The organism is Streptomyces sp. NPDC059895, from assembly GCF_042731035.1.
In the GTDB taxonomy this organism is placed as follows: domain Bacteria; phylum Actinomycetota; class Actinomycetes; order Streptomycetales; family Streptomycetaceae; genus Streptomyces.
The window spans coordinates 1-12270 of sequence record NZ_JBHWKO010000092.1; the positions used below are offsets into that span (position 1 = coordinate 1).

Annotated in this window: 11 protein-coding genes; 4 read left to right on the top strand and 7 right to left on the bottom strand. The window is 72.0% G+C overall.

Annotated features, from left to right (window positions below; genetic code table 11):
• Window positions 1-137 precede the first annotated feature (137 nt).
• The 4 genes from ACFV9M_RS40965 to ACFV9M_RS40980 form a co-directional block, all read right to left on the bottom strand.
• A complete protein-coding gene (locus tag ACFV9M_RS40965) occupies window positions 138-3272 on the bottom strand; it encodes a Tn3 family transposase (protein ID WP_385079026.1) in 3135 nt (1044 codons plus the stop codon).
• A gap of 95 nt (window positions 3273-3367) precedes the next feature.
• Window positions 3368-3553 carry a hypothetical protein gene (locus ACFV9M_RS40970; protein ID WP_385079050.1) on the bottom strand — a complete coding sequence of 62 codons (186 nt, stop codon included), beginning with the start codon at window positions 3551-3553 and terminating at the stop codon, window positions 3368-3370.
• A 302-nt stretch (window positions 3554-3855) separates the two neighbouring features.
• Complete coding sequence (locus ACFV9M_RS40975; protein WP_385079028.1) at window positions 3856-4428, bottom strand: helix-turn-helix domain-containing protein; 573 nt, start codon at window positions 4426-4428, stop codon at window positions 3856-3858.
• Window positions 4429-4565: 137 nt separating this feature from the next.
• Window positions 4566-5330: an acyltransferase gene (locus ACFV9M_RS40980; protein ID WP_385079030.1), complete on the bottom strand. Its 765-nt coding sequence runs from the start codon at window positions 5328-5330 to the stop codon at window positions 4566-4568.
• 110 nt (window positions 5331-5440) lie between these two features.
• Between ACFV9M_RS40980 and ACFV9M_RS40985 the strand changes: the two genes are divergently transcribed.
• Window positions 5441-5968 (top strand): gamma carbonic anhydrase family protein, encoded by a 528-nt coding sequence (locus ACFV9M_RS40985; RefSeq protein WP_385079033.1) that lies wholly within the window; start codon window positions 5441-5443, stop codon window positions 5966-5968.
• 114 nt (window positions 5969-6082) lie between these two features.
• On the opposite strand, the gene ACFV9M_RS40990 is transcribed toward ACFV9M_RS40985, so the two are convergent.
• Entirely contained in the window at window positions 6083-6739 is a 657-nt protein-coding gene (locus tag ACFV9M_RS40990; protein ID WP_385079036.1) for a DedA family protein, read from the bottom strand.
• 274 nt (window positions 6740-7013) lie between these two features.
• On the opposite strand from ACFV9M_RS40990, the gene galU reads away from it, so the two are divergent.
• Window positions 7014-7982: a UTP--glucose-1-phosphate uridylyltransferase GalU gene (galU, locus tag ACFV9M_RS40995; protein WP_385079039.1), complete on the top strand. Its 969-nt coding sequence runs from the start codon at window positions 7014-7016 to the stop codon at window positions 7980-7982.
• 330 nt (window positions 7983-8312) lie between these two features.
• Here the strand turns inward: galU and ACFV9M_RS41000 are convergent, their stop codons facing one another.
• Window positions 8313-8750, bottom strand: coding sequence for a DUF4442 domain-containing protein (locus tag ACFV9M_RS41000; protein WP_385079047.1), 438 nt, complete (start codon window positions 8748-8750; stop codon window positions 8313-8315).
• Between the two features lie 241 nt (window positions 8751-8991).
• On the opposite strand from ACFV9M_RS41000, the gene ACFV9M_RS41005 reads away from it, so the two are divergent.
• A complete protein-coding gene (locus ACFV9M_RS41005) occupies window positions 8992-10014 on the top strand; it encodes a hypothetical protein (RefSeq protein WP_385079040.1) in 1023 nt (340 codons plus the stop codon).
• 271 nt (window positions 10015-10285) lie between these two features.
• Window positions 10286-11434, top strand: coding sequence for an MFS transporter (locus ACFV9M_RS41010; protein WP_385079043.1), 1149 nt, complete (start codon window positions 10286-10288; stop codon window positions 11432-11434).
• 116 nt (window positions 11435-11550) lie between these two features.
• On the opposite strand, the gene ACFV9M_RS41015 is transcribed toward ACFV9M_RS41010, so the two are convergent.
• Window positions 11551-12270, bottom strand: a 720-nt coding sequence (locus tag ACFV9M_RS41015; RefSeq protein ID WP_385079044.1) for a transposase family protein, incomplete at its 5' end; no start/stop codon positions are given.

Here is a 12270-nt window from a genome sequence, read left to right on the forward strand (position 1 = left end):
GCACCAACCCCCTACGGCCGGGGCAGACAGAACGACCGCACCAACGATCATGCCGGGCCACCCCGCACCCCTGCAGGCAATTCAGCAACAGAGTCACACCGCCCGGCAAAACAACTGCCTCAGCCGCCCATCCCGAACTAGGCCAAGCCGTCGCTTTCGTCGTCATCCAGTTCGACCGCGTCCGGGTCGCGCAGCGGACGCAGAGCGCCGGTGGCCGGAACGCTGGCCGTGAAGCTGTAGCGGCCGAGCAGGTTCAGGTTGCGGTGCTTGAGCGGGGACAGCCGGGCGACATCCTCGTCCCGGATCTCGTGGCCCTCGGCGCGGAGCTGGGCGACGGCGGCGTCGAGGTACTGCGTCGTCCACAGCACGATGGCGTTGAGGACCAGGCCGAGCGCGCCGAGCTGGTCCTCCATCCCGTCGCGGTACGCCTGGTGGATGGTGCCGCGCTTGCCGTGGTACACGTCCCTCGCCAGCTTGTGGCGGGACTCCTGCACGGTGAGCTGCCGGTTCATCTGGCGCCGGTAGGTATCGTCGACCGGGTCGACCACCCGCAGCAGGTGCTCGGTCTTCGCGATCCGCCCGTACTCCGCGAACGCCGCCCCGAGCGGTGTCGGGCGCCCGTCGCGGCCGAACATGCGCAGCAGGTCGTAGGCGCGGACCTGGTTGGTGACCAGGGAACCGGCGACCTTCAGCATGTCCGGCCAGTGCGTGATCACCTTGTTCAGGTTCACACGGTTGCGGGCCAGGTCCTCCACCGCGCCGTACGTTCCGGTCTCGACGCCGGGCATGGTGGCCCGCCAGAACCGCTGGTCGTCCAGGTCGCGGAACCGGGGGCTGAAGTTGTAGCCGAGGATCTTGAACAGGCCGAACACCATGTCGGAGTACGAGGCGTTGTCGGTCGCCACCATCTCCGGCTTCACGCCGCCGTCCAGGTTCAGCAGGGCGTCCAGGATGTGCAGGGAGTCGCGCGGGGTGCCGGGCACGACCATCTGCCCGATGCCCGCGACCTGGTCGTTGACGGCGTTGAGCCAGGTGATGCCCCGCTTGAACCCGAAGTACTTCGGCGACGGGGCGGCGCTGATGGTGCGCACCGGCACCTGGAAGCGCAGCCCGTCCACGGAGGCCAGCAGCCCCTCGCCCCAGTGGCGCACGATCGGGATGCCAGCCTGGGCGGCGATGAGCCGTGCGTTGGCCGCGGCGATGGTGTCGGCGCGCAGGTAGTACTGGTCGACGTGCACGAGCCGGGCCCGGGTCAGGGCCTCGTAGCCGGGGTTGACCACCGGGGCCAGGCCGATGTTGCACGCCTCCGAGACCAGCAGCGCGACCACCGAGGTGGGCAGGTCCTTCATCCGGGTCGTGCCGTCGCCGAGGTGCACGAAGGCGTCGAGGAAGCCGGTCCAGGCGTTCACCTCGAACAGCAGGTCCGGCAGGTCGATCTTCGGGAGCATCTTCTCGACCCGCTGGCGCAGCCAGGTCAGGGACTTCGGCTCGCCGAGGGCGCCGAGCTTGTCGACGTTCAGCTTCACTCGCCCGTCGTCCTGCACTTCGATGGAGACCTTCGCCGCAGGCCCTGCCTCCTCCAGTCGTTCGGCGAGCTGCTTCCATCCGGCGTCCAGGCCGCGCACCAGCTCCGTCAGGTGCTCGGTGACGGGCATGTCCAGGCTCAGGGCCGCCAGGACGTCCTCCTCGACCGCGTCCCAGTCGGGCCCGTCCAGCAGCCGGGCGCGCGGGTTGGACCAGCGGTGCGAGGGCGAGGCGAAGACGTCGCGGTTGTTCAGGGCCCGGTACAGCTGCTCCAGCACGCACACCACGTACGCGTCCCGGTCCACCGCGCCCTGCGGCAGCTCCGGGTTGGCGTATACCGCCTTGCGCCACGCCGGCGGCACAAGCTTGTCGTCCACCTCGCGCGGCAGCAGCGGCTTGACCCTCACTTTCCGCCGCGCCAGCGCCGGAAGACCCCGGACCCCGGCCAGGACACGTTTCCCGGCGCTCGCTGCGTCCAGGGCCTTCGACTCGCCCAGGAGCGCGAGGAACGGGCGCACCGTGGCGTACCGGTTCGCGAGCGCGGCCCGCATGGCGATCTCGGCCGTGTTCTCGTCCTCGGGCACCAGGGTCACCACGGTGGCCGCCGCGGTCATCACGGCGGCGCGCGGGGCCACTTCCTCCACGGCTGCCCACAGCGCGGCCACGTCCAGATCCGTCTCCTGCTCCTCGATCAGCTCCAGCTCCTGAAGCAGCACCTTCGCCGCCCGCGCGAGCACCCGTGACGCCTTCTCCAGCTGCGGCAGCGTCGACAGCCGCTCCTTCTCCGTCTTCCGCTTCGCCGTGTTCAGCAGCCGGGTGGCCATGAGGACCTGGAACAGGTCCAGGGCCTCGTCGATCGCCTTCGCCTCCAGGTGCTGCATCACCGCGGTGAGCATCGCCGTACGCTTCGGCTCCGCCGCCCGCTCCAGCAGCGGCGCCTTCGACCCCAGCGCGTACCGGGCCAGCGCCGCCATCCGGTTCGGCGGGATCTGCGACAGCCTCAACCTGCCGAGCCGGTACGCGCCGATCTCGTCCACCCGCTCCAGCGCGCGGGCGAACGCCGTCCCCGTCGTCCGCGTCGGCGGCCGGCGCAGCCGCTCCAGCTCCGAGAACCGCGAGCCCTCCGGCGTCTTCAGCGTCGCCACCAGGTCCCCGGGCAGCGCCGGGTCCGCGCGCCGGGCGGCGCCCGCGACCGTGGCGTGCAGGCGCTTGTCCGCGACCTTCCGCACCTCCGACACCTGCCGGGCCAGCACCGACACCCCGGGCAGCAGCACCCGGTTACGGCGCAGCCAACCCACCGCATGGTCGAACAGCGACTTCGGGCCCTCGGCGTGCGTCCACGCCCGCCCGTGCAGGAAGGTGCGGAACCGCCGGGACCACTCCGCGTCGTCGTACTCGTGGTACTCGTAGGCGTCCCGGATCTCCCACGCGTGCTCGTACGCCGTCTTCGGCCGCTCGGTGTACCGCTTCACCACCGACGGGTCCTCGATACCGAGCTGCGCGGCCAGGTGCTCGACCACCGGCCACGGCGCCTCCAGCGGGTCGTCCGGGAGGAACCGGCCGATGTAGCGCACCGTGCACATCTGGAGCGCGAAGCCGAGCTGGTGGTGCGCGGAGCGTCGCCGGGCGATCAGATCGCGGTCGACGTCGTCCAGGAAGAAAAACCGCTCCAGCTCGGGGCGGGTCGGCTCCTCGGCGAACTTCCCGTACGCCTCGGCCTGCTCATCAGTCAGAAACTCCACCGGCACGAGCGGACCATAGCCAGCCCCGGCACCCGCCCGGCGATCTTTCCGCGAACCCCAGCGGAGCCCGCAGCCGGTGTGCTATCCGACCATGATCAATCTCAGCGCCAACCGCTGTACCGATGTTCCCCGAGGCCGCAACCGCTGTACCGATGTTCCCCGAGGCCGTGGTCGGCGGGGACGCTGCCGCCCCACTGGCGTACGGCGTCGGCGACCGGGCGGGTCAGCTCGTCGAGGCAGTCGGGGGCGGGCCGGGCGTCGTCGAAGTGTCCGATGGGTGCGTCCATGGCCGCACGCTAACAGCAGCCCCCCGGCGGGCGGATGCCGCCCGCACCCGCTTCAGCTCCCGTCCCGGCGCGCGGGGGACACGGCGGCCGGCGGGCCCGCGCACCGCACACGGCGGGCCGGACCGCGCGACCGGCGGACGCCCGTCCAGGGACACGGCAGACCGACCGCACGGCCGGCGGACGCCCGCCTCGGAACACGGCAGACCGACCGCAAGGCCGGCGGACACCCGTCCCGGGACACAGCAGACCGACCGCAAGGCCGGCGGACGCCCGCCTCGGAACACGACCGGCGGACGCCCGCCTCAGGGCACGGGCGGCACCGACACCGTGAGCACCATCTCCGTCGGCACCTCGCCGCGGTTGGCGTAGGTGTGGGCCGCGTCGGCCTCGAAGGTGACGCTCGCTCCGGCCGGGACGCGGTACTCCGTTCCCTCGACGGTGAGGGTCAGTTCGCCGGCCGTCACGTGGGCGATCTCGAACGTGCCGGCCGGGTGCGGGTCGGAGCCGCTGCTCTCGCCCGGCATCAGCCGCCAGTCCCACATCTCCAGCGGGCCGGGCGCCTCCGTGCCCGCGAGCAGCCGGCTGTAGCTGCCGGCGTCGGTGTGCCAGAGCCGGACCACCTGGTCGGCCGGGACGACGCGGACCTTGGGGCCCTGCTCGTAGTCGAGCAGGGTGGTGATGCTGACGCCGAGCGCGTCACCGATCTTGACGACCGTGCCCAGGCTGGGGTTGGTGCGGGCCTGCTCGATCTGGATCAGCATGCCGCGGCTGACACCGGCCCGGGCGGCCAGCACGTCCAGGGTGAAGCCGCGCACCGCGCGCCAGTGCTTGACGTTGCGCGCCAGGGACCGGGTCAGCAGGTCGAGGTCCGACATGTTCCGTCCACTTCGTTCACGCCGAGCATCCGATCACGAGCAGCCGATCACCGAGAACCGCAGCCCCCGCAGCCCTACAGTCCGAGTCCACTATTTTAGACCAAAGGCGCAATAATCTGCACTGCGGTCGCAGTCGGTCAGGCCTCGGGCTCCAGCCGGGCCAGCCGCTCGGCCGCCTCCTCGTCCAGCCCCGACAGCGCGACGAGCTGCTGCGGGGTGACCCCGTCCGGGATCGGCACGGGCGCCGGGGTCCGCAACGGCGGCTGCCAGCCCGCGGCGGGCGTCCAGCGCCGTACGACCCGGGCGGGCGCCCCCGCCACCACGGCGTGGTCGGGCACGGTCCCGCGCACCACCGCCCCGGCCGCGACCACGACGTTCCGCCCGATCCGCGCCCCGGGCAGGATCACGGCCCCGGTGCCGATCCAGCACCCCGGCCCTATCTCCACGGGCTCCATCCGCGGCCACTGCTTGCCGATGGGCTCGTGCGGGTCGTCGTAGGAGTGGTTGGTGGAGGTGACGTAGACGTACGGCCCGAAGTAGCAGTCGCTGCCGATGGTGACCGTGGTGTCGGCGATGACGTGGCTGCCGCGGCCCAGCACGACGCCGTCGCCGACACGCAGGATCGGATCGGGCCCGAGGTCCAGGTCGGGCATCAGACCGGCCGTCAGTGTGACCTGCTCGCCGACGATGCAGTGCGCGCCGAGGTGGATCCACGGCTCCCCGAAGACCGTGCCGAGCGGGAACGCGAGCCGGGTGCCGGTGCCGATGGAGCCGAAGCGGAAGCGGCCGGGGTGCTCGGCGGTGACCGAGCCGGTCCGCTGCACCCAGGCCCAGCCCGCGTGGACGGCGCGCTGCGCGAGGCGGCGCCGCCAGGATGAGAACGTGTTCTTGCGCTTCGGCACCCGCACACGGTACTCAGCCCGCGCGGACCCCAGGACGCCCCAGCCCTGTGATCTTCACCCCACGGGGTGGCGTACGGTGCCGGTGTACCGCGGACGAAGAGGAGACGGTGATGACGCACAAGGCGCTGATCACGGGCATCGGCGGCAGGCAGCCCGCGATCCACGAGGAGGCCTTCGTGGCCCCCACGTCCTCGGTGATCGGGGACGTGACGCTGGAGGCGGGCGCCAGCGTCTGGTACGGCGCGGTGGTGCGCGGCGACGTCGAGCGGATCTTTGTCGGAGCGCGGAGCAACATCCAGGACAACTGCACGCTGCACGCCGACCCCGGTTTCCCCGTCACCATCGGCGAGCGGGTCTCCGTCGGCCACAACGCGGTCGTGCACGGCGCGACCGTGGGCGACGACTGCCTGATCGGGATGGGGGCGACCGTGCTGAACGGGGCGGTGATCGGGGAGGGCTCCCTCGTCGCCGCGCAGGCGCTGGTGCCGCAGGGGATGGAGGTGCCGCCCGGCTCGCTGGTCGCGGGGGTGCCGGCGAAGGTCAAGCGGGAGCTGACGGAGGAGGAGCGCCAGGGCGTCACGCTGAACGGCACCCTGTACGCGGACCTGGCCAAGGCTCACGGCGAGATCCACCGGTAGCCGGTGGGCGGTAGCCGGTGGGCGGTAGCCGGTGGGCGGCACGAGATCCGCCCACCGCTGGGCGCCGGCCCCAGCCCGGCCGTGACCTGACCTCGCTCGGGAACTCCGCCCGGGCTACTCCGCGGCCGCGGCTGCCTTCGCCTCGGTCTCCCGCGCGGCCTCCTGCGCCTGCGTCTTGCGGGCCTTGCGCTTGATCACCAGCATCGACGTCAGGCCGAACAGCACGGCCGCCACCAGCCCCAGCCAGGAGAACCTCTTCAGCCAGGACTCCGCGACGACACCCACGTAGTAGATGACGGCCGTCGTACCGCCCGCCCAGACGATCCCGCCGAGGACGTTGGCGACGAGGAACCTCCAGTACGGCATGTGCAGGACGCCCGCGAGCGGGCCCGCGAAGATACGCAGCAGGGCGATGAAACGGCCGAAGAAGACGGCCCACATGCCCCACTTGTCGAAGGACCGCTCCGCCGTGGCGATGTGCCCCTCGCTGAAGTGCCGGGGGAACTTCCCGCCGAGCCAGGCCAGCAGCGGGCGTCCGCCCTTGCGGCCGATGGCGTAGCCGATGGAGTCGCCGATCACGGCGCCGGCGGTGGCGCAGGCGCCGAGGACGAAGGGGTCGATCTCGCCGTGCTGGGAGGCGAGCAGGGCCGAGGAGACGAGGATGATCTCGCCCGGCAGCGGGATGCCCAGGCTCTCCAGACCGATGACCAGACCCACCAGCGCGTAGATGGCGACCGGGGGTACGGCCTCGAGCCACTCCTGGACATGCATGGCCGATTCCTCCCGCTGGGGTGTGCCGAATCTGCTGATTCCGGTTCTTCGGGTCGTACGGGCCCTTCCGGTTCCTCCCGGTGCGACCGGCGCGCCGCGAGCGGGCGCACGGCAGGAAGCCTACCGGCTCGACCGGCACCGCCGGCCCGGATCCCCGTTCGTCAACCTGCGCTCCACGCCCCCGTGGGCGGGGGTTCACCGGGGCGTCCGTCGCACAGCGATCTCAGAGGTGACTCTCGGGATACTCCCAAACCTGTGCGCCAGCATGATCACCATGAGCGCCCCTCACTCCCCCTCCGTCGCCCCGCCCGCACCCGGCGTCCGCAAGGCGGTCGTCCCGGCAGCCGGACTGGGCACCCGCTTCCTGCCCGCGACGAAGGCGACCCCGAAGGAGATGCTTCCGGTCGTCGACAAGCCGGCCATCCAGTACGTCGTCGAGGAGGCCGCCGCGGCCGGCCTGGACGACATACTGATGGTCACCGGCCGCCACAAGCGGGCCATCGAGGACCACTTCGACCACGCCTTCGAGCTGGAGCAGGCCCTGGCGGCCAAGGGCGACACCGTACGACTGGACGCGGTCCGCGACCCGGCGCGCCTGGCCGACATCCACCACATCCGGCAGGGCGATCCGCTGGGCCTCGGCCACGCGGTGCTGTGCGCCCGCCACCACGTCGGCGACCAGCCGTTCGCGGTCCTCCTCGGCGACGACCTCATCGACCCGCGCGAGACGCTGCTCAGCCGGATGCTGGAGGTCCGCGAACGGTACGCCGGCAGCGTGGTCGCGCTGATGGAGGTCCCACCGGAGCAGGTCCACCTCTACGGCTGCGCCGCCGTCGAGCCCGCCGGTGAGGACGGCGTCGTACGCGTCACCGGCCTCGTCGAGAAGCCGGCCCGCGAGGACGCGCCGAGCCGGTACGCCGTCATCGGGCGCTACGTCCTCGACCCGGCCGTCTTCGACGTCCTCGAGCGCACCGCGCCCGGACGTGGCGGCGAGATCCAGCTCACCGACGCCCTCCAGGAACTGGCCGTGACCGGCACGGTGCACGGGGTGGTCTTCTCCGGCCGCCGCTACGACACCGGCGACAAGGCCGACTATCTGCGCACGGTGGTCCGGCTGGCCTGCGACCGGCCCGACCTGGGGCCGGAGTTCGTGGCCTGGCTGAAGGAGTTCGTGGCCGGACTGGAGGACACCGCCGGGGAGCGGGACGCGAACCGGGCGGAGCCGGAGCGCCGGGCGGCGTGACGACGGGCATCCGCGGGACGCACACGGGGACGGACGCGGGCCCGTGAGGGGACCGCGCCGCGACGAAGGGCAGGGCCGGGATCACGGGCGGATGCCGTGGCCCCGGCCCTGCGGCGAAAGGGGTCGGCCCCACCGGCCGAGTCAGCCCCACCGGCCGAGTCAGCCCCGCCGAACCGAGTCAGCCCCACCGGACCGGGCCAGCCCCACCCGGCGGGATGGGCCCCACCCGGCGAGAGGCGATGGCCGGTGGGAGGCAACGGTCGGCGGGAGCCGGTGGGAGGCAACGGTCGGCGGGAGCCGGTTGGAGGCGGCGGTCGGCCGGCGTTCCGCTCAGCCGTTGGGGCGCAAGGTCCACACGACGGTCATCTCACCGGTGACCGCTCCGTCGCCCCGGTGGATCTCGATCCGCACCGGGAACTCGGGGCGTTCACCGGCGTCGAGCTCGGCGACGACCTCGGCGGCCGGGCGGCCGAGGGTCGCGGTCGCGGTGACGGCGCCCATCGCGAGCTTGCGGTACGCGATCTCGGCGCTGACCGCGAGCGGCACGGCACGGGAGAGCTGGTCACCGAAGGCGGCGAGGACGATCGCGCCGCTGGCGGACTCGCCGAGCGTGAACATCGCGCCGGCGTGCGGCCCGCCCACGTGGTTGTGGAAGTCGCTCTGGTCCGGCAGGGCCACCACGGCCTTCTCCGGCCCGGTCTCGAGGAACTCCAGGTTCAGGGTCCGGGCCATGGGCACCGTGGCGGCGAGCATCTCGCCGATGGACATCTGCTCTGCGCTCATGACGACGATGTTACCCATGAGTAGCAGCCCCCCACCAGAGCCGTGCCGCGGCAACGGGGCACCGGGCGCCACGGCACTCGGGATCACGGCCGCCGCACGGGCCTTCCACCGTCCGTCCGTCCGGCCGGCCGGCCGGCCGGCCGCAGCTACGGACCGCCGACTCGGTACGTCCCTGACAAGGGGCGGTGACCCATTCGGGTCCGGGACGGCACTAGGGTTTCAGGCCATGTGGCCAGGACAGCAGCCGCCCGGGGGAGAGCAGAACCCGCAGGCGCAGAACAATCCGTACCAGCAGCCGGGATACCAGCAGCCCAATCCGTATCAGCAAGCCGGCTACCAGCAGCCCAACCCCTATGCGCCCACGGTGCAGTGGAGTGCTCCGGCGCCCGCGGGCCCCCCGCAGACCGGCGGCGGGGGCGGTGGCAACCGGACGAAGCTCATCGCGATCGTGGCGGCCACGGCCGTCGTCGTGGCCGCCGGTGTCACCGGTTTCCTGGTGCTCGGCGGAGACGAAGGGGGCCAGGCCGAGGGCGGTACCGGCAAGAGGAGCACGACGCCCACCGTGTCCGCCGATCCGAGCGGCTCCGCCTCGTCGTCGGCCGGCACGGACGACAACCCGCGCGGCACCGAGACCCTCCAGCCGACCGTCGCGGGCTGGAAGGTCGTCGTGAACCCCAAGCGCGGTGTCGCCTTCGACGTGCCGGCGGACTGGGAGGTCCAGTCGCCGACGCTCAGTCAGGGCTTCGAGTGGGAGGACGAGGAACAGCCCGACGGCTACGACTCGATCATCCAGTCGGGCACCGTCGAGTACAAGTCCAAGTGGTGCACGGAGGACGACGACAAGGACGGCACGACCGACGACACCGCGCTCGCCATCGCCGGCACCAAGGGCGCCGAGGGCGCCAAGAGCACCGACGAGATCGCCATCAACACGCCCGCCTGGTGGGTGTTCGGCGGCTACACCCAGCCGGACAAGAAGAGCCTCACGTTCGACGAGAAGGCCACCGCGTACACGACCGCCTCGGGCATCGAGGGCAGTTACGGATGGGCCCGGTCGACGAACACGCCCCAGACGGGCAAGTGCGCCTCCGACGGCAAGGCGATCACGTTCGGCTTCAAGAACTCCAAGGGCGACTACGTCTCCTGGAACCTGTACACGGCCAAGGGCGTGAAGGACGAGCTGCCGGACGCGACGATCATGAAGATCCTCAGCACGGTGCGGCTGCACGGCGAGCCGACGGAGGGCTGATGTCCGCCGGACCGCCGACGGCCGCGAACGGGACGGCGGATGCGACGGCCGCGAACGGGACGGCGGATCCGGCGAACCGGGCGGGAGGCGGTACGCGGCACGTAGGGCCGGCCGGCACACGGCAGTGCACGGCGGATCAGGCCCGTGGCGCGCGGCACGCGGCACGCGGCACGCGGCACGCGGCACGCGGCAGTGCACGGCAGATCAGACCAGGCGCCGCAGCAGGTGAAACGGTTTGGCAGATCGGTGGCCGGGCGGCGATAGTCTGCCGGTGACCTCTGCCGCCGACCTCCGCTCCCGCCTGCGCGGACCCGCCTGGGCGAGCCGCAACTACAACCTGCTGACCGCCTCCGCGTTCGTCACGGGCCTCGGCAGCCACGGCGCCCTCATCGCCGCCGCGTTCGCCGTCATCGAGACGGGGGGCGACGGCGGCGACGTGGGCCTGGTGGCCGCGGCCCGCACCCTGCCCCTGGTGCTGTTCCTGCTGATCGGCGGAGCGGTCGCCGACCGGCTTCCGCGGCACCGGGTGATGGTCGCGGCCAACGCCCTCAACTGCCTCTCGCAGGCCGCGTTCGCCGTGCTCGTGCTCACCGGCGAGCCCCGGCTGTGGCAGATGATGCTGCTGACCGCGCTGGGCGGCACCGGTCAGGCGTTCTTCAGTCCCGCCGCCGAGGGCATGCTGTTGTCCTGCGTCCAGGGCGAGCAGGCCGGCCGGGCGTTCGCGCTGTTCCGGATGGCGATGCAGGGCGCGGCGTTCGGCGGCGCGGCCCTCGGCGGTGCGATGGTCGCCGTGCTGGGGCCGGGCTGGGTGCTCGCTGCGGACGCCGCCGCGTTCGCGCTCGCCGGGGCGCTGCGCGCGTTCCTCGACGTCAGCCATCTCCCGCCGCGCGGCCGAGGCGGTGGCATGCTGGCCGATCTACGGGAGGGCTGGCGGGAGTTCAGCAGCCGGCCGTGGCTGTGGGGCATCGTCCTCCAGTTCTCGATCGCGAACGCGGTCGTCGGCGCCGCCGACGCGGTCTACGGCCCTCTGGTCGCCCGGGACCATCTGGGCGGAGCGGGCCCCTGGGGCCTCGCCCTGGGCTTCTTCGGGGCCGGCACGGTGGCCGGTGCCGTACTGATGACCCGCTGGAAACCCCGCCGTCTGCTCCTCGCCGGCACCCTGTGCGTCTTCCCCCTGGCGCTGCCGTCCGCGGCCCTCGCCGTTCCCGTCCCGGTGGGCGTCCTGTGCGCGGTGATGTTCCTGACCGGGGTCACCCTGGAGGTCTTCGGCGTCTCCTGGATGACCACGCAACACCCTGTTGGGCGTAACCGCACTGGCGCCTTCCTCTACACCTCTCTGCCTGATTCAACTCCCTCAGGAAGATCGGCGCAGTCCTCGGGTGTGCCGTCTGTCCGCCGATGGCTACTGGCTCCGGAATAACTGCGGACAACGCTGCTGCCGCCGACGAGCAAGAGTCCGCAACGGGCCCGGCTGAAGGCTCGCTGATGTCATTGAACTCTTCTCGGTAACGTCTTGTGACGTTTCGTGATCTTCGTTCAGGTGGTGCGGCCGTGCTCGAGCTGGAGCAGGACGAGGGCGGCTCGGGCGATGCGGGTGATGGCTGCGGGGTCGAGGCTGACCCTGCGCAGGGCCTTGAAAGTGACCTTCAATAGGGCGTTGGCACGTTCGGCGACAGCGTGGACGCCTCGGATCACGGCGTTGAACGCCTGGTCGGGCTCGGTGAGTTCACCGCCTTTGGGCTTCTTGACCGGGTGGCGGAAGCCGGGCCCGGCGTTCTCGTAGCCGAGGTCGGTCAGGGTAGGGACGCCCAGGGTGGCGGCGAGCCGGTTCAGGGCGTCGACCAGTCCGTGGGCCCGTGCGCAGGTGGTGTCGTGCTCGCGGCCCGGGCGCACCGGGGAGACCCAGATCGGCCAGCCGTCCGGGGCGGCGATGACCTGCACGTTTCCTCCGTGGTGCTTGTGCTTGCCCGACCACCACAGGTCCGCGCCGTTGGGGCCGGCGGCGGCCACGCGGTCGGTGCGGATGACCGTGCCGTCCAGGTTGAGGTGGGTGTACCCGGCCGCCGCCGCCCTCTCCAGCGCGGTGGACAGATCGGGCGCGTGGTCGGCGAGCACCGTCAGCCCTTCGTGCAGGTAGCGGTAGGCGGTCGGCAGCGAGATGCGGGGCCTGTCCCCGAGTGGTGGACACCTCTGATCCCGGCCCCGGTAGAGGTCGGGTAGGAGGCATCTTTTATGGTGATGAAGGTCTACTCGCCC

Bases quoted from the DNA above. Each gene is read 5' to 3' on its own strand.
- ACFV9M_RS40970 (WP_385079050.1), bottom strand. From the start codon at position 3,553: ATGGACGCACCCATCGGACACTTCGACGACGCCCGGCCCGCCCCCGAC.
- ACFV9M_RS40975 (WP_385079028.1), bottom strand. From the start codon at position 4,428: ATGTCGGACCTCGACCTGCTGACCCGGTCCCTGGCGCGCAACGTCAAG.
- ACFV9M_RS40990 (WP_385079036.1), bottom strand. From the start codon at position 6,739: ATGCATGTCCAGGAGTGGCTCGAGGCCGTACCCCCGGTCGCCATCTAC.
- ACFV9M_RS41000 (WP_385079047.1), bottom strand. From the start codon at position 8,750: ATGTCCATCGGCGAGATGCTCGCCGCCACGGTGCCCATGGCCCGGACC.
- ACFV9M_RS41005 (WP_385079040.1), top strand. From the start codon at position 8,992: ATGTGGCCAGGACAGCAGCCGCCCGGGGGAGAGCAGAACCCGCAGGCG.
- galU (WP_385079039.1), top strand. From the start codon at position 7,014: ATGAGCGCCCCTCACTCCCCCTCCGTCGCCCCGCCCGCACCCGGCGTC.
- ACFV9M_RS40985 (WP_385079033.1), top strand. From the start codon at position 5,441: ATGACGCACAAGGCGCTGATCACGGGCATCGGCGGCAGGCAGCCCGCG.